Origin of the sequence: Mycolicibacterium sp. MU0053 (genome assembly GCF_963378095.1) — a bacterium.
Classification (GTDB): Bacteria; Actinomycetota; Actinomycetes; order Mycobacteriales; family Mycobacteriaceae; genus Mycobacterium; species Mycobacterium burgundiense.
Map to the genome: position 1 here is coordinate 2,518,076 of NZ_OY726397.1, position 17,667 is coordinate 2,535,742.

Here is a 17,667-nt window from a genome sequence, read left to right on the forward strand (position 1 = left end):
CCGATAACTGGGTTAGTCAATTGACACGGCCGGCACCCGGCCCTGACCGATCGGAGCTGCGATGCGGCCAAATACTCGGTGGTCTGGCCTGCTGGCCATGTGGTCGGTCCTGACGGCCGTCGCCCTCGGTGCCCTCCTGCTGGCCATCCCCGCGATACCGGCCGGCGCGAATCCCGGTGTGGTGGTGCATCCCGGCATGGAGATTCGGCTGGACCGCAACGTGTGCACCATGGGATATGTCGACCCGCAGCGCCGGGTGGCGTTCACCGCGGGACACTGCCGCGGCAGCGGCCCGGTCTCCGACGTGCACGGCAATGTGATCGGGAACCTCGCGGCCTACCGCGACAACACCCCCAACGGGGCGACGGTGCGCACCGAGGATCAGATCTCCGACTACGGCGCCATCGCCCTGGCCCCCGACGTCGCGGTCAACGACATCCTGCCCGGCGGCCGTCCGCTGGCGTCCGAACCCGGCCGGGTGCCGCAGGTCGGTCAGCCGGTGTGCCACTTCGGCGTCGTCACCGGCGAAAGCTGCGGGACGGTCCGCGCCGTCAACAACGGCTGGTTCACCATGGCCGACGGGGTGGTCAGCCAACAGGGTGATTCCGGTGGCCCGGTCTATGTCGTCGACGGCCCGCGCGCGGTGATCATCGGCATCTTCAACAGCACCTGGGGCAGTTATCCGGCGGCGGTGTCGTGGCAAGCGACCTCCGAACAGATCCGGCAAGACGTCGGGGTGGTCAACACCGCCGCGTTCATCGCGCCCTGAGCCGAAACGTCGACGAGGCCGAACTGGAACGTGTTCACCTTGCCGCGTCGGTACCGCTCAGTGCGTGTCTACCGGGTGTTCTGCCGTCCCAAGGCGGTGCTGCGTTATCCTGCGACCTGATCAGTATTAGTGTCCAGAGACTGCTGTCCAGGAGCAAGCGTGAGCACCGAAATCCCGCCCATCACCAACGCCGGTGACATCGCGTCCTGGCCCGACGACGTCGAGCGCGCTGATGTCCTGGTCATCGGCTTCGGCATCGCCGGCGGTTGCGCCGCGGTCAGTGCGGCCGCGGCCGGCGCCAAGGTCCTCGTGCTGGAGAAGGCCGCCGCGGCCGGTGGCACCACCTCGATGGCCGGCGGACACTTCTACCTCGGCGGCGGCACCGCCGTCCAACAGGCCACCGGCCACGAGGACAGTCCCGAGGAGATGTACTCCTACCTCGTCGCCGTGGCCCACGACCCGGACCACGAGAAGATCCGCGCCTACTGCGAGGGCAGCGTCGAACACTTCAACTGGCTGGAGCAGTTGGGCTTTCAGTTCGAGCGCACCTACTACCCGGGCAAGGTGGTGGTGCCGCCGGGCACCGAGGGCCTGTCCTACACCGGCAACGAGAAGGTGTGGCCGTTCAGCGAGCAGGCCAAGCCCGCGCCGCGCGGGCATTCGGTGCCCGTGCCCGGCGAATTGGGCGGCGCGGCAATGGTGATCGACCTGCTGCTCAAGCGAGCCGACGAACTCGGCGTGCAGTTCCGCTACGAGACCGGGGTGACCGGACTGGTCGTCGACGACACCGGTGCGGTGGTGGGCGCGACCTGGAAGCACTTCGGTGACACCGGCGTGGTCAAGGCCGACGCCGTGATCATCGCCGCCGGTGGCTTCGCGATGAACGAGGACATGGTCGCCGAACACACCCCGGCGCTGGGTCAACCGCGACGCACCAAACACCACGGCCTGGTGGCCCCCTACATCCTGGGTAACCCGAACGACGACGGGTTGGGCATCCGGATGGGTGTCTCGGCCGGCGGGGTGGCCCAGAACCTCGATCAGCTGTTCATCACCGCCGCGGCCTACCCGCCGGAGATCCTGCTCACCGGGGTGATTGTGAACGCCGACGGCAAGCGCTTCGTCGCCGAGGACTCCTACCACTCGCGCACCTCGGCCTTCGTGCTCGAACAGCCGGACCAGGTCGCGTACCTGATTGTCGACGAGGCGCACATGCAGATGCCGGAGATGCCGTTGATCAAGTTCATCGACGGCTGGGAGACCGTGGCCGAGATGGAAGCCGCGCTGGGTATCCCGGCGGGCAATCTGGCCGCCACCCTGCAGCGGTACAACGAGTTCGCCGCCGAGGGCACGGACCCGGACTTCCACAAGCAACCCGAATACGTTGCCGCGCAAGACACCGGGCCGTGGGCGGCCTTCGACCTGTCGTTGGGCCGGGCGATGTACTCCGGGTTCACCATGGGTGGGCTGACGGTGTCGATCGACGGCGAGGTGCTGCGCGCGGACGGTTCGGTGGTGCCGGGCCTGTACGCCGCGGGCGCCTGTGCCGCCAACATCGCGCAGGACGGCAAGGGCTACGCCAGCGGCACCCAGCTGGGCGAGGGGTCGTTCTTCGGTCGTCGGGCCGGAGCGCACGCGGCCGCGCAGGCCCACCGCCGCTGAATCCCGACCGCCGGCCGGACCGTCACGGCACCGGCGCCGCGGCGTTCTCGATCCGACCCAACCGCCAGTCGCCACCGCCGAGCAGCTCGAGGCGCTGCTCATGGTGCCGGGCGACGGTGCCGCGGTGCGCGACGCTGACCAGTACGGTGTCCGGCAGCTCGGTGCGCACCAACTGATAGAGCAGGAACTCCAGGCCCTCGTCCAGCGCGGAGCTGGCCTCGTCCAGGAAGACGGCCTTCGGTGCGGTCAACAGGATGCGGGCGAACGCGACGCGCTGCTGCTCGCCGGGGGACAGCACCTTGGCCCAGTCGTGCACCTCGTCGAGCCGGTCGGCGAGCTGCGGCAACGCCACCTTGGTCAGCACCGTCCGCAGCTCCTCGTCGGGAATGGCCCCGGGCTCGCTGGGATAGGACACCACCCCACGCAGATCACCCAGTGGGACATACGGCAGCTGGGACAAGAACATCGTCTCGTTGGTGCCGGCCGGGCACCGCAGCGTCCCCGTCGTGTACGGCCACAGCTGGGCCAGGCTGCGCAGCAGGGTGGTCTTTCCGGTCCCGGACTTGCCGCTGATCACCAATGTGTCGCCGCTGTCCAATCGCAGCGTCACCGGGTCGAGCAGTTGCTCCCCGGTCGGGGTGCGGACCTCGACCGTGTCGAACTCGACCACGCAGTCGGCGCTCGGTTCGACGGTCAGCGACGGCAACGCGCGGCCCTGTTCATTGGACACGACCAAGCCGTGCAACCGGATGATGGCCGCCTGCCAGCCGGCGAAGCTGTCATAGGAGTTCCGGAAGAACGACAGCCCGTTCTGGATCTCGCTGAACGCCGTCGCGCTCTGCGTGACGTCGCCGAACCTGATCTCGCCGCTGAACAGCCGCGGGGCCTGCAGCAGCCAGGGCAGCGGCACGATGATCTGGCTGATGGACAGGTTCCACCCCAAAAAACCCATGTTCCGGTTGATGTAGCGCTTGTAGTTGTCCACCACGGGCTCGAACCGTCGGCTCAGCTGCAGCTTCTCCGCGATCTCACCGCGGTAGAACGCCACCGATTCCGACGCGTCGCGCAACCGCACCAACGCGTACCGGAACGCCGCGTTGAACTTCTCGTTGTTGAAGCTCAGCAGGATCAGTGGCCGACCGATCCAGAACGCGACCACGGTCGCGATGAACACGTACAACAGGCCCACCCAGAACATCGCTCGCGGCACCGTGACACCGAGGAAGGTCAGCTCGCCGGAGAGGTTCCACAGGATCGCGGTGAACGAGATGACCGACATGATCGAGGACACCGCGCCGAACAACAGCGTGCTGGTGCTCAGGTTGGTGGGCACGTTGGGCTGCGGTCCGACCCCGGCGGTGAAGATGTCGATGTCGGCCTGAATCCGTTGGTCCGGGTTGTCGATGGTGTCGTCGATGAACCGGGTCCGGTAGTAGGCCCGGTGATCCAGCCAGTCATCGGTCAGGCGGTCGGTCAGCCAGGCACGCCAGGTGAGCATGAACCGCTGAGTCATGAACAGATCGAGCATGATCCGGGCCACGTGCAGCGTCGCCAGCAGGGCGAACATCCACAGCGCGCGCCAAAAGCCGCTGACACCAGACTGTTCGACCACGTCGTCGCCGGCGGCGATGCCCTGCACCGCAATCTGGACCGCCGAGTACATGTCGTTGCCCTGGAAGCTGAACAACACCGACAACCGCACCCCGGCGGTGACCGACAACAGCAACGCCGCCAACCACAACCACACCAGCACGCTCTCGGGGCCGGTGAAGTAGTCGCGGGTGATGCGCCAGAATTGCCGGCCCCACGGCGTGAACTTGACGATCACGAACACGAACACGAATGTGGCCGCGGCCGCGATGGCCCAGCCCTTCGCGATCCACAGCAGCGACGTGAGCAGTTCCTGCCCCCAGTCCAGGCTGGGGGAGAACGGTTCCAACTCGTTCACCAGCGACGTCTCCTGCCCTATACCCCGACGGCGGCTGCCATCGCAAAATGTCTGCGGCGAAGCTACCCCAGCAACACCGCGTGCGGCGACGCCGCACGCCGAGTGGTTAGGCTGCGGCTATGAGCAGCGACGCTCCCGAGAGTTCCGTGCACGCCGGTCAGCTCATCGCGAGGCGGCTGCGGGCCAACGGCATCGACACCATGTTCACGCTGTCCGGCGGTCACCTGTTCTCGATCTACGACGGCTGCCGCAGCGAGGGCGTGCGCCTGATCGACACCCGCCACGAGCAGACCGCGGCGTTCGCGGCCGAGGGCTGGGCCAAGGTGACCCGGGTGCCCGGGGTGGCGGCCCTGACCGCCGGGCCCGGCATCACCAACGGCATGAGCGCGCTGGGGGCGGCCCAGCAGAACCAGTCACCGATGCTGGTGCTGGGCGGTCGGGCGCCCGCGATGCGCTGGGGCATGGGTTCGTTGCAGGAGATCGACCACATTCCGTTCGTCGCCCCGCTGACCCGCTACGCCAAGACCGCGCCGGCCCCCGACGCGGTGGCGCCGATGATCGACGAAGCGTTGTTGGCGACGGTGGCGGCACCCTCGGGCGTGGCGTTCATCGACTTCCCGATGGACGTGGTGTTCGGCGCGGCCGCCGACGCCGGCGGACCGGGCGCCCTGACCGTGCCGCGCACCCCCGTCGTCGCCGCTGCCGACCAGCTCCAACGCGCGGTCGATCGGCTGGCCGCGGCGCACCGCCCGGTGATCATGGCCGGCACCAACGTCTGGTGGGGGCACGCCGAACAACAGCTGTTGGCGCTGGCGCAGTCGTTGCGGATTCCGGTGCTGATGAACGGCATGGCGCGCGGGCTGGTGCCCGCCGACCACGAACTGGCCTTCTCCCGAGCCCGCAGCGAGGCGCTGCGCAACGCCGACGTCGCGTTGGTGGTCGGGGTCCCGATGGACTTCCGGCTCGGATTCGGCGCGGTCTTCGGTGCCGACACGGCACTGATCGTGGCCGACCGCGTCCGGCCCGAGCGCGACCATCCGCGCGCGGTCGCCGCCGAACTCTACGGCGATCTGCCCGCCACGCTGGCGGCGCTGGGCACGGCGGCCATCGGCGACCACGAGGACTGGATCGCCGCGCTGCGCGACACCGAGACCACCGCGCGGGCCGGTGAAACCGGCGAGCTCGCCGACGACCGGGCCCCGCTGCACCCCATGCGGGTCTACGCCGAGCTGCGCCCCCTGCTGGATCGGGACGCGATCGTGGTCATCGACGCCGGCGACTTCGGTTCCTACGCCGGCCGGGTGATCGACAGCTACGCGCCGGGGTCCTGGTTGGACAGCGGCCCGTTCGGCTGCCTGGGTTCGGGACCGGGCTATGCCCTGGCCGCCAAGCTGGCCCACCCGCAGCGCCAGGTGGTGCTGCTGCAGGGTGACGGCGCCTTCGGCTTTTCCGGGATGGAGTGGGACACCCTGGTGCGGCACGGTGTTCAGGTGGTCTCGGTCGTCGGCAACAACGGCATCTGGGCGCTGGAGAAGCATCCGATGGAGCTGTTGTACGGCTATTCGGTGGTGGCCGACCTGCGTCCCGAGACCCGCTACGACCAGGTGGTGGCGGCCCTCGGCGGACACGGCGAGCTGGTCCGGACGCCCGACGAACTGCGACCCGCGCTGCGGCGCGCCTTCGACAGCGGGTTGCCCGCGGTGGTCAACACGCTGACCGATCCCGCGGTGGCCTATCCGCGGCGCTCCAACCTGGCCTGAACCACCGGAGGTGTGCACCGTCGCGGTGTCCGGCCCGCGTACCGTGAACCTGTGGCACGCACCTCGAAGACTGAATCAAAAGCCAGCAAAACCGCCGGTGGCAAGCCGGGTCGAATCAGCGAGCGGTTCTGGAAGCTGCTCGGCGCCAGCTCCGAGAAGAACCAGGCCCGCTCGATGGACGAGGTCAACGCCTCGGCCGAATTCGACGCCAAGGCCGCCGATCTCGACGACGAGCGGCTGCGCAAGGCCGCCCAGCTGCTGAATCTCGATGATCTCGCGGACTCCGCCGACATCCCGCAGTTCCTTGCGATCGCCCGTGAGGCCGCCGACCGGGCGACCGGGCTGCGCCCGTTCGACGTTCAGTTGCAGGGCGCGTTGCGGATGCTGGCCGGCGACGTCGTCGAGATGGCCACCGGCGAGGGTAAGACGCTGGCCGGCGCGATCGCCGCGGCCGGGTACGCCCTCGGGGGTCGGCAGGTGCACGTCATCTCCGTCAACGACTATCTGGCGCGCCGCGACGCCGAATGGATGGGGCCGCTGCTGGAGGCGATGGGGCTCACGGTGGGCTGGATCACGGAGAACTCGACCGCCGCTGAGCGCCGCGCCGCCTACGGCTGCGACGTCACCTACGCCTCGGTCAACGAGATCGGCTTCGACGTGCTGCGCGATCAGCTGGTCACCGACGTGGCGGATCTGGTCTCACCGAAACCCGACGTCGCCCTGATCGACGAGGCCGACTCGGTGCTGGTCGACGAGGCGCTGGTGCCGCTGGTGCTGGCCGGGACCACGCACCGGGAGACCCCGCGCCTCGAGATCGTCGAACTGGTCGGGTCGCTGACCCCCGGGGTGCATTACGACTCCGACAGCGACCGCCGCAACATCCACCTGACCGAGGCCGGCGCGCAGCTGGTCGAGAAGACCCTCGGCGGCATCGATCTGTACTCCGAGGAACATGTCGGGACCACGCTCACCGAGGTCAACGTCGCGCTGCACGCGCATGTGCTGCTCCAGCGCGACGTGCACTACATCATCCGCGACGGTGCCGTGCGGCTGATCAACGCCTCGCGCGGGCGGGTCGCCCAGCTGCAGCGCTGGCCCGACGGGCTGCAGGCCGCGGTGGAGGCCAAGGAGGGCATCGAGGCCACCGAGACCGGCGAGGTGCTCGACACCATCACGGTGCAGGCGCTGATCAACCGGTACCCGACGGTGTGCGGGATGACCGGCACCGCGCTGGCCGCCGGCGAGCAGCTGCGCCAGTTCTACAAGCTGGGCGTTTCGCCGATCGCCCCGAACACGCCCAACATCCGCGAGGACGAGGTCGACCGGGTCTACATCACCGCCGCGGCCAAGATGGACGCGATCATCGACCACATCACCGAGGTCCACGCCACCGGCCGACCGGTGCTCGTCGGCACCCACGACGTCGCCGAATCCGAGGAACTGCACGAACGGCTGGTCAAGCGCGGCGTGCCGGCCGTGGTGCTCAACGCCAAGAACGACGCCGAGGAGGCCGCGGTGATCGCCGAGGCCGGCAAGCTCGGTGCCGTCACGGTGTCCACTCAGATGGCCGGCCGCGGCACCGACATCCGCCTCGGCGGCAGCGACGACACCGGCACCGCGGAGCAGACCGTCGCCGAACTCGGCGGCTTGCACGTGGTCGGCACCGGCCGGCACAACACCCAGCGGCTCGACAACCAGCTGCGCGGCCGCGCCGGGCGCCAGGGCGACCCGGGCTCCTCGGTGTTCTTCGCCAGCTGGGAGGACGAGGTGGTGGCCAGCCACCTCGAACCCGGGAAGCTGCCCACCGAGACCGACGACGAGGGTCGCATCACCAACCCCAAGGCCGCCGCCCTGATCGACCACGCCCAGCGGGTGGCCGAGGGCCGGCTGCTCGACGTGCACGCCAACACCTGGCGCTACAACCAGTTGATCGCCCAGCAGCGCGCGATCATCGTCGACCGGCGCAACACGCTGCTGTCGACGCCGACCGCACTCGAGGAACTCAAGGAGCGCGCACCGCAGCGCTACGAGGAGCTGTCCGAGCAGGTCTCCGAGGCGGAACTGGAACGGATCTGCCGGCTCATCATGCTGTATCACCTGGACCGCGGCTGGGCCGATCACCAGGCGTTTCTCTCCGACATCCGGGAGAGCATCCACCTGCGCGCCCTGGGGCGGCAGAGCCCGCTCGACGAGTTCCACCGGATGGCCGTCGACGCGTTCGGGTCGTTGGCCGCCGACGCCATCGAAGCCGCGCAGCAGACCTTCGAGACCGCCAACGTGCTCGAGGACGAACCCGGCCTGGATCTGTCCAAGCTGGCCCGTCCCACCTCGACGTGGACCTACATGGTGCACGACAACCCGCTGCAGGACGACACGATGTCGGGCTTGAGCCTGCCGGGGGTGTTCCGCTGAGTCGCGCCCACTAGGTTGGGGGCATGAACGCGGGGGATGCGCGCGATCGGGTGCTGACCGTGCCCAACGTGCTCAGCGCCGCGCGGCTGGTGCTGATCGGCGTCTTCGGCTATCTGCTGCTGGTGAGCCACTCCTACGGCTGGGCGGTGGCGGTGCTGATGCTCAGCGGCGCCTCGGACTGGGCCGACGGCAAGATCGCGCGCGTGCTGAACCAGTCCTCGCGGCTGGGTGAACTGCTCGATCCCGCGGTCGACCGGCTCTACATGATCGTCATCCCGATCACCTTCGCGCTGGCCGGGATCGTGCCGTGGTGGATCATCGTGGTGCTGCTGGCGCGCGACGGGATACTGGCCACGACGTTGCCGATGCTGCGCAGCCGCGGACTGTCGGCGCTGCCGGTCACCTACATCGGCAAGGCGGCCACCTTCGCGTTGATGTCGGCGTTCCCGCTGATTCTGCTGGGGCAGTGGGATGCGTTGTGGAGCACCGTGATCGGGGCTCTCGGCTGGGGTTTCCTGGTCTGGGGGCTCGGGATGTACCTGTGGTCGTTCGTGCTCTATCTGATCCAGGTCGGCATGGTGGTGCGGCAGCTGCCCAAGGTGCATCGGTGAGCGAGCCGGACCGCCCCCTCGGGGGCTATGCGCTCGGCGGGTACGAGCCGCAGGCGGGGTTGTCGGCCCGGCAGACGCGCGGGGTGCAGAAGCTGCCGGTGCCCTCGCTGCTGCGCTCGCTGCTGTCCGAGCATCTGGATCCCGGGTACGCGGCCGCCGCGGCGGCCCGCCCGCACCCCGGGCATCGCCGCCGCGGCGACTGGGCCTGGCAGGCGGTCGCGGCGCTGCTGATCGCCGCGGTGTTCGCCGCGGCGATGGCGCAGGCCCGCTCGACCGCGCCGGGGGTGTCGGCGACCCAGCGGGCGCTGGCCGCCTCGGTCAAGGCGACCTCGGCCACCACCGACGATCTCACCGAGCGGCGCAACGGCCTGGCGGCGCAGGTCGACGACGTGGCGCGCCGGCAACTCACCGACGACGCCGAGGGCAAGCAACTGCTCGACCGACTCGACACGTTGGGGCTGGCCGCGGCCAGTTCGGCGGTGATCGGGCCGGGCCTGACGATCACGGTGACCGATCCCGGCGCCGGTCGCGACCTCACCGACGTGTCGAAGGAACGGCTGCCCGGCAGCCAACAGGTCATCCTGGATCGCGACCTGCAGCTGAGCGTCAACTCGCTGTGGGCCAGTGGCGCCGAGGCGATTTCGGTGGGCGGGGTCCGGATCGGACCCAATGTCACCATCCGGCAGGCCGGCGGCGCGATCCTGGTCGACAACCGTCCGATCGCCAGCCCGTACCAGATTCTGGCGATCGGCCCGCCGAACACCATGCGGGACAACTTCGAGCGCAGCACCGGCTTGCGGCGGCTGCGGCTGCTGGAGACCTCCTATGGTGTCGGGGTGACCGTCAGCGCGGGGGACGGGCTGATGGTCCCGGCCGGAACCATCCGGGAAGTGATCTTCGCCAGACAGGGGACGCCATGAGGATGAGCCGTTCGCGCGCCCGCACCACGCGCGGGGGTGCGCCGTGATCGGGATAGCCGCACTGGTGGTCGGCATCGTCCTGGGTCTGGTCTTCCAGCCCAGCGTCCCGGACTTCGTCGAGCCGTATCTGCCGATCGCCGTGGTCGCGGCCCTCGACGCGGTGTTCGGGGGCCTGCGCGCCTATCTCGAGCACATCTTCGACGCCAAGGTGTTCGTCATCTCGTTCGTGTTCAACGTGCTCGTCGCCGCGTTGATCGTGTACGTCGGCGACCAGCTCGGCGTGGGCACCCAGCTGTCCACGGCGATCATCGTGGTGCTGGGCATCCGGATCTTCGGCAACGCCGCGGCATTGCGGCGACGGCTGTTCGGGGCCTGAGATGAGTCCGGCCACCCCAGCGACGCCCGAGCCGCCCGACACCGGGGGCCATGGCCGGCATGAGTTGCCCGCGCCACCGGCCTCGCGGTCCCGGTCGGAGCGGCTGTTCGTGGCGCTGGCGGTGTTGCTGTGCGTGGTGCTCGGGGTCGCGATCGCGACCCAGGTCCGGCAGACCGAGTCCGGGGATGCGCTGGAATCCGCCCGCCCCGCCGATCTGGTGGTGCTGCTGGATTCCCTGCAACAGCGCGAGGCGGCGCTCAACACCGAAGTCGTTGAACTGCAGCGCACCTTGACCTCGCTGGAGGCCGCCGGCTCTTCGGATCAGGTCGCAATCGACAGCGCCCGGGCCCGGCTGGCCGCCCTGTCGATCCTGGCCGGCAGCGTGGGGGCCACCGGACCCGGGGTGCACCTGGTCATCGAGGATCCCGCCCGCGGCGTCGCCCCGGAGACGCTGCTCGATGTCATCAACGAGTTGCGGGCCGCCGGCGCCGAGGCCATGCAGATCGGCTCGGCCGAGAACAGCGTCCGAGTCGGCGTCGACACCTGGGTCACCGGGCCGCCCGCCGAACTGCTGATCGACGGCGTCGTGCTGCGACCGCCGTATTCGGTTCTGGCGATTGGGGATCCACCCACCCTGGCCGCGGCGATGAACATTCCCGGCGGCGCGGTCGACAGCGTCGAGCGGGTCGGCGGCTCGATGCTGCTGACGCAATCCGACCGCCTCGACGTGACCACCTTGCGGCAACCGAAACCCCGCCAATACGCTCAGCCCGTCAAGTAACGCACCAGGGGCCCGGCGGGCACCTGCGTCAACCGAATCGAGGAGCGCCGTGAGCGACGTCCCGTCCGACCTGAAGTACACCGAAGAGCACGAGTGGATCCGCCGCACCGCAGCGGACACCGTCCGGGTGGGCATCACCGACTTCGCGCAGTCGGCGTTGGGCGATGTCGTCTTCGTGCAGTTGCCCGACGTCGGCGCGGCGGTCACGGCCGGCGAGTCCTTCGGCGAGGTGGAATCGACCAAGTCCGTCTCGGATCTGTTCGCACCGCTGTCGGCGAAAGTGATTGCCGTCAACGGCGATCTGGAGGGCAGCCCCGACCTGGTGAACTCCGATCCGTACGGCGCCGGGTGGCTGCTGGACCTGCAGCTCGACGAGGGCGCGCTGGATTCCGGGCTCGCCGGACTGCTCGACGCCGACGGCTACCGCGCCACGCTCACCGAATGATTGTTGTTAGGGTTCTGGCCACCACCCTTTCTGCCCGTGCCGCCTACATCGACCCCCACCGCGCGGTAACGTCGGGTTCGCGACGGTTAGGGTGGGCGAGTTTCACCGGCGATATCGCCACAAGCAGCCTGTAAGGAGCGCGTGTGACGGACAAGGACAGCAGTTCGGGAGCAGATCAGTCGCCAGACGATCTCACCGTGGAAACCACTTCGGTCTTCCGGGCGGATTTCCTCAACGAACTGGACGCGCCGGCGGCGGGCAGCGGCGAAGGAGCCGTCTCCGGGGTTGAGGGTCTCCCGGCCGGCTCGGCGCTGCTGGTCGTCAAGCGCGGCCCCAACGCGGGATCGCGGTTTCTGCTCGACCAGGCGACCACCTCGGCCGGCCGGCACCCCGACAGCGAGATCTTTCTCGACGACGTCACCGTCAGCCGTCGGCACGCCGAGTTCCGCCTCGAGGGCGGCGAGTTCCAGGTCGTCGACGTGGGCAGCCTCAACGGCACCTACGTCAACCGGGAACCGGTCGATTCGGCGGTGCTGGCCAACGGCGACGAGGTCCAGATCGGGAAGTTCCGGCTGGTGTTCCTGACCGGTCCGAAGAACGGTGACGGGGGAACAGAGGGCTAGTGACCGCACCCGATACTCCCGCGTACGCCGGGATGTCGATCGGAGCGGTGCTGGACCTGCTACGACCCGATTTCCCGGATGTCACCATCTCCAAGATTCGGTTCTTGGAGGCCGAGGGACTCGTCACGCCGCAGCGATCGGCGTCGGGGTATCGGAGATTCACGGCGTACGACTGTGCCCGGCTGCGGTTCATCCTGACCGCCCAGCGGGACCAGTACCTGCCGCTGAAGGTCATCAAGGCGCAACTCGACGCGCAGCCCGACGGGGAGTTGCCGCAACCGGCGTCGTCCTACGGGGCGCCGACGTTGGTCTCCGGTGTCGCCGACGGCGACGGGCGACTGCCGGCCTCGGCGATGGGGCCCGCCCGGGTGCGGCTCAGTCGCGAGGACGTGCTGGAGCAGAGCGGGGTGGACAACGCCGCCGGCGACGAGTTGTTGAACGCGTTGCTCAAGGCCGGGGTAATCACCCCGATCTTCAAGGGCGGTGGCGCCCTGTTCTTCGACGAACACGCGGTGGTGATCTTGCAGTGCGCGCGGGCACTGGGCGACTACGGCGTGGAGCCCCGGCATCTGCGGGCCTTCCGCTCGGCCGCCGACCGGCAGTCCGATCTGATCGCTCAGATCGCCGGACCGCTGGTCAAGGCCGACAAGGCCGGCGCGCGGGATCGGGCCGACGAGCTGGCCCGCGAGGTCGCGGCGTTGGCGATCACGTTGCACACGTCGTTGATCAAGTCGGCGGTGCGCGACGTTCTGCATCGGTGAGGACTAGAGTTGGCCGTGAAGCTCACGGGCATGCGGAGGGCAGACACTGATGGGTGAAGTTCGTGTTGTCGGCATACGTGTTGAGCAGCCGCAGAATCAACCGGTATTACTTCTTCGAGAGACGAACGGCGATCGCTATCTGCCGATCTGGATCGGGCAGCCGGAGGCCGCCGCCATTGCCCTGGAACAGCAGGGTGTCGAGCCGGCCCGGCCATTGACGCATGATCTGATCAAGGATCTCATTGCGGCGCTTGGCCACTCGCTCAAGGAAGTGCGGATCGTCGACCTGCAGGAAGGCACCTTCTACGCCGACCTGGTGTTCGACCGTGACATCACGGTGTCGGCGCGTCCCTCGGATTCGGTGGCCATCGCCCTGCGGGTCGGGGTGCCGATCTTCGTCGAGGAGGCGGTGCTGGCCGAGGCCGGGTTGCTGATCCCCGACGAGGGGGACGAGGAGGCCGACGGACCGGTCCGCGAGGACGAGGTGGAGAAGTTCAAGGAGTTTCTCGACAGCGTCTCGCCGGACGATTTCAAGGCGACCTGAGGCGACGCGTGACCCCCGGGCCAACGGGGGTCACGGAAAGTCACGGATGCGTCTCAACTGCGGTTGTGCGGTTCGACACGCCCGGCGGATGGCTCGGTCGGGTCACTCGGGAAGCCATACTTGCACCGTTGCATCGATTACCTAGCCGACGCAGGTCGTCATGGAAAGCGGTGAAAAAGCGTATGCTCTTCAGGAGCCTATTCGGCGAGAGGAAGCACGGGTGAGCGAGCAGCCACGTCAGGGACAGTTGGACCTCGGCGCAGCGGGAGAGGGTGGCGAGGCCCCCGTCTCCGAGCCAGTGCAGGCGGGGTTGTTCCCGGACGATTCGGTGCCCGACGAACTGGTCGGTTACCGCGGGCCCAGCGCCTGTCAGATTGCCGGTATCACCTACCGCCAGCTGGACTATTGGGCACGCACCTCGCTGGTGGTGCCGTCGATCCGCGGCGCCGCCGGCTCCGGCAGCCAGCGGCTGTATTCGTTCAAGGACATCCTGGTCCTCAAGATCGTCAAGCGGCTGCTGGACACCGGCATCTCGCTGCACAACATCCGGGTGGCCGTCGATCACCTGCGCCAACGCGGCGTCTCCGACCTGGCGAACATCACGCTGTTCTCCGACGGCACCACGGTCTACGAGTGCACGTCGGCCGAGGAGGTCGTCGACCTGTTGCAGGGCGGCCAGGGCGTGTTCGGCATCGCCGTCAGCGGCGCGATGCGCGAGTTGACCGGCGCGATCGCCGATTTCCCCGGTGAGCGCGCGGACGGTGGCGAGGCCATCGCGGCCCCCGAGGACGAGCTGGCCTCGCGACGCAAGACCCGCGACCGCAAGATCGGCTGAGCCGCTCGGTCGGCAATCACCCCGAAGCCGGTAAGATACAGAGCGCATCGCCCCAGCGCGGGAGAGTTCCGTGATCGCCAGTCGCGGACGCCGAAGGAGCAACACCTCTCCGTCAACCTCTCAGGCCCCCGGACCGCGCCGGCCACGATGCCTCTGGAAAGCGGTGGTCGGGCACTTCGTCCGCGTCACCCGCCCATGGGGAAAGGCTCACGCCGAATCTCTCAGGCGCCCGGTACCGGGTGGACGACAGAGGGGGAGGAACGCCGGCTTGTCGGCGTAGCCATCCCGTCGCGGAGGAGTCCCGAGCTTGACTGATCACAGCAGCCCCCAGTCCCCGGTGTTCGCCGACCGGCACATCGGCCCGGATCACAGCGACCTCGCCACCATGTTGGCGGTCATCGGGGTGGACTCGCTCGAAGAGCTGGCCGCCAAGGCCCTGCCCGCCAACATCCTCGACGCCCTCGGCGAGGCCGGTGTCGCGCCCGGCCTGCAAGAGCTGCCGCCGCCGGTCTCCGAGCATGACGCGCTGGCCGAACTGCAGGCGCTGGCCGCGTCCAACACCGTCGCGGTGTCGATGATCGGACAGGGCTACTACGACACCCTGACCCCGCCGGTGTTGCTGCGCAACATCATGGAGAACCCGGCCTGGTACACCGCCTACACCCCGTACCAGCCGGAGATCAGCCAGGGCCGCCTCGAGGCGCTGCTGAACTTCCAGACCATGGTGGCGGACCTGACGGGCCTCGAGGTCGCCAACGCGTCGATGCTCGACGAGGGCACCGCGGCGGCCGAGGCCATGACGCTGATGCACCGCGCGGTGAAGGGTTCGGCGAACAAGCTGGCCGTCGACGCCGACCTGTTTGTCCAGACCGCGGCGATCCTGGCCACCCGTGCCCGCCCGCTGGGCATCGAGATCGTCACCGTCGACCTGCGCCAGGGCCTGCCCGAGGGCGACTTCTTCGGCGTCATCGTGCAGCTACCCGGTGCCAGCGGCCGGGTGACCGACTGGACGGCGCTGATCGCCGAGGCCCATGAGCGCGGCGCGCTGGTGGCGGTCGGGGCCGACCTGCTGGCCCTGACGATGGTCGCCGCACCCGGGGATCTGGGCGCCGACGTCGCCTTTGGCACCACCCAACGCTTCGGTGTGCCAATGGGATTCGGCGGGCCGCACGCCGGCTATCTGGCAGTGCAGAGCAAGCAGGCCCGGCAGTTGCCGGGGCGGCTGGTCGGGGTGTCCGTGGACGCCGACGGTTCCCCGGCCTACCGGCTTTCGCTGCAGACCCGCGAACAGCACATCCGCCGCGACAAGGCGACCTCGAACATCTGCACCGCGCAGGTGCTGCTGGCGGTGATGGCCGCGATGTATGCGAGCTACCACGGCACCGAGGGATTGACCGCCATCGCCGCGCGGGTCCATCGGCATGCCGAGACGATCGCCGCCGGGCTCGGTGACGCCGTCGTGCACGACACGTTCTTCGACACCGTGCTGGCGCGGGTTCCCGGCCGCGCCGACGCGGTGATCGCCGCGGCCAAGGCCGGCGGCATCAACCTGTGGCGGGTCGACGCCGACCACGTGTCGGTCTCCTGCGACGAGGCCACCACCGAGGCGCAGGTGGCCGCGGTGCTGGCGGCGTTCGGGGCCGAGGCGCCGCGGGCCGTGGCCACCGTCGAGATCGCGACCCGGACCTCGCCGTTCCTGACCCATCCGGCGTTCACCACCTACCGCACCGAGACCGCCATGATGCGGTACCTGCGGGCGCTGTCCGACAAGGATCTGGCGTTGGACCGCACCATGATCCCGCTGGGTTCGTGCACCATGAAGCTCAACGCGGCCGCCGAGATGGAGTCGATCACCTGGCCGGAGTTCGCGCGCCAGCACCCGTTCGCCCCGGCCTCGGATGCACCGGGTCTGCGGCGGGTGATCGCCGACCTGGAGCAGTGGCTGACCGGCATCACCGGCTACGACGCGGTGTCGCTGCAACCCAATGCCGGCTCCCAGGGCGAGTACGCGGGCCTGCTGGCCATCGCCGACTATCACGCGCAGCGCGGCGAGGGCCACCGCGACGTGTGCCTGATCCCGTCCAGCGCGCACGGCACCAACGCCGCCTCGGCGGCGCTGGCGGGGATGCGCGTCGTCGTGGTGTCCTGCCGGGACAACGGCGACGTGGATCTCGATGACCTGCGCGCCAAGGTCACCGAGCACGCCGCGAACCTGTCGGCGCTGATGGTCACCTACCCGTCCACGCACGGCGTGTACGAGCACGACATCGCCGAGATCTGTGCGGCGGTCCACGACGCCGGCGGCCAGGTCTACGTCGACGGGGCCAACCTGAACGCGTTGGTGGGCCTGGCCCGTCCGGGCCGCTTCGGCGGCGACGTCAGCCACCTCAATCTGCACAAGACGTTCTGCATTCCACACGGCGGCGGCGGTCCCGGGGTGGGGCCGGTGGCGGTGCGCGCGCACCTGGCGCCGTTCCTGCCGGGACACCCGTTGGCTCCGGAACTGCCGGGCGGACACCCGGTCTCGGCCGCGCCCTACGGTTCGGCCTCGATCCTGCCCATCACCTGGGCCTACATCCGGATGATGGGTGCGGTCGGACTGCGCGCGGCCACCCTTACCGCGATCGCGTCGGCCAACTACATCGCCCGTCGTCTGGACGAGTACTACCCGGTGCTCTACACCGGTGAGAACGGCATGGTGGCCCACGAGTGCATCCTGGACCTGCGGGGGCTCACCAAGGCCACCGGCGTCACAGTCGACGATGTGGCGAAGCGCTTGGCGGACTATGGATTCCACGCACCGACCATGAGCTTCCCGGTGGCCGGCACCCTGATGGTGGAGCCCACCGAGAGCGAGAGTCTGGCCGAGGTCGACGCGTTCTGCGAGGCGATGATCGCGATCCGCGCCGAGATCGACAAGGTCGGCTCGGGGCAGTGGCCTGTTGATGACAACCCGTTGCGCGCGGCGCCGCACACCGCCGAAAGCCTGCTGGTGGCCGACTGGGATCACCCGTACACCCGCGAGGAGGCGGCGTATCCGCTGGGCAAGGGCTTCCGGCCCAAGGTGTGGCCGCCGGTGCGGCGCATCGACGGTGCCTACGGCGACCGCAACCTGATGTGCTCCTGCCCGCCTATCGAGGCCTTCGCCTGACGCCACTCCAGCGGCCCAAAGGTGAGGTTGGGCCGCTTTGTCCGAGTAGTTTCCGGAAATTCGTCGATC

At 69.1% G+C, this 17,667-nt stretch carries 15 protein-coding genes and 1 riboswitch; of the genes, 14 read left to right on the forward strand and 1 reads right to left on the reverse strand.

All coding sequences use genetic code 11. The features are described from left to right. Positions 1-61 precede the first annotated feature (61 nt). Positions 62-769: an Rv1815 family serine proteinase gene (locus tag RCP80_RS11645; RefSeq protein WP_373693492.1), complete on the forward strand. Its 708-nt coding sequence runs from the start codon at positions 62-64 to the stop codon at positions 767-769. 159 nt (positions 770-928) lie between these two features. Next, on the forward strand, positions 929-2,431 hold the full coding sequence (locus RCP80_RS11650) for an FAD-binding protein (protein ID WP_308482464.1): 1,503 nt from the start codon (positions 929-931) through the stop codon (positions 2,429-2,431). 22 nt (positions 2,432-2,453) lie between these two features. Here the strand turns inward: RCP80_RS11650 and RCP80_RS11655 are convergent, their stop codons facing one another. Further along, positions 2,454-4,370, reverse strand: a complete 1,917-nt coding sequence (locus RCP80_RS11655; protein WP_308482810.1) for an ABC transporter ATP-binding protein/permease — start codon at positions 4,368-4,370, stop codon at positions 2,454-2,456. Between the two features lie 128 nt (positions 4,371-4,498). Between RCP80_RS11655 and RCP80_RS11660 the strand changes: the two genes are divergently transcribed. The 12 genes from RCP80_RS11660 (at position 4,499) to gcvP (ending at position 17,598) form a co-directional block, all read left to right on the forward strand. Then, positions 4,499-6,139, forward strand: a complete 1,641-nt coding sequence (locus RCP80_RS11660; protein ID WP_308482465.1) for an acetolactate synthase — start codon at positions 4,499-4,501, stop codon at positions 6,137-6,139. A gap of 51 nt (positions 6,140-6,190) precedes the next feature. After that, a complete protein-coding gene (gene secA2, locus RCP80_RS11665; RefSeq protein WP_308482466.1) occupies positions 6,191-8,551 on the forward strand; it encodes an accessory Sec system translocase SecA2 in 2,361 nt (786 codons plus the stop codon). A gap of 23 nt (positions 8,552-8,574) precedes the next feature. Beyond that, a complete protein-coding gene (locus tag RCP80_RS11670) occupies positions 8,575-9,162 on the forward strand; it encodes a CDP-alcohol phosphatidyltransferase family protein (protein ID WP_308482467.1) in 588 nt (195 codons plus the stop codon). After that, positions 9,159-10,082 carry a DUF881 domain-containing protein gene (locus RCP80_RS11675; RefSeq protein WP_308482468.1) on the forward strand — a complete coding sequence of 308 codons (924 nt, stop codon included), beginning with the start codon at positions 9,159-9,161 and terminating at the stop codon, positions 10,080-10,082. Before RCP80_RS11670 ends, RCP80_RS11675 begins: the two co-directional genes overlap by 4 nt. 43 nt (positions 10,083-10,125) lie before the next feature. Beyond that, the gene (locus RCP80_RS11680) at positions 10,126-10,458 is read left to right on the forward strand and encodes a small basic family protein (protein ID WP_308482469.1); all 333 of its coding nucleotides are present in this window, start codon (positions 10,126-10,128) and stop codon (positions 10,456-10,458) included. Position 10,459: 1 nt separating this feature from the next. Then, entirely contained in the window at positions 10,460-11,239 is a 780-nt protein-coding gene (locus tag RCP80_RS11685; RefSeq protein WP_308482470.1) for a DUF881 domain-containing protein, read from the forward strand. A 49-nt stretch (positions 11,240-11,288) separates the two neighbouring features. After that, on the forward strand, positions 11,289-11,684 hold the full coding sequence (gene gcvH, locus RCP80_RS11690; RefSeq protein ID WP_308482471.1) for a glycine cleavage system protein GcvH: 396 nt from the start codon (positions 11,289-11,291) through the stop codon (positions 11,682-11,684). 143 nt (positions 11,685-11,827) lie between these two features. Further along, complete coding sequence (garA, locus tag RCP80_RS11695; RefSeq protein WP_308482472.1) at positions 11,828-12,307, forward strand: glycogen accumulation regulator GarA; 480 nt, start codon at positions 11,828-11,830, stop codon at positions 12,305-12,307. Then, positions 12,307-13,068, forward strand: a complete 762-nt coding sequence (ftsR, locus tag RCP80_RS11700; protein ID WP_308482473.1) for a transcriptional regulator FtsR — start codon at positions 12,307-12,309, stop codon at positions 13,066-13,068. The genes garA and ftsR overlap by 1 nt, the downstream gene beginning before the upstream one ends. 49 nt (positions 13,069-13,117) lie before the next feature. Then, the gene (locus tag RCP80_RS11705; RefSeq protein WP_308482474.1) at positions 13,118-13,612 is read left to right on the forward strand and encodes a bifunctional nuclease family protein; all 495 of its coding nucleotides are present in this window, start codon (positions 13,118-13,120) and stop codon (positions 13,610-13,612) included. Positions 13,613-13,832: 220 nt separating this feature from the next. After that, positions 13,833-14,447 (forward strand): MerR family transcriptional regulator, encoded by a 615-nt coding sequence (locus RCP80_RS11710; protein WP_308482475.1) that lies wholly within the window; start codon positions 13,833-13,835, stop codon positions 14,445-14,447. 48 nt (positions 14,448-14,495) lie between these two features. Beyond that, a riboswitch (glycine riboswitch) is annotated at positions 14,496-14,593 on the forward strand. A gap of 191 nt (positions 14,594-14,784) precedes the next feature. Then, entirely contained in the window at positions 14,785-17,598 is a 2,814-nt protein-coding gene (gene gcvP, locus RCP80_RS11715; RefSeq protein ID WP_373693527.1) for an aminomethyl-transferring glycine dehydrogenase, read from the forward strand. Positions 17,599-17,667: the final 69 nt, after the last annotated feature.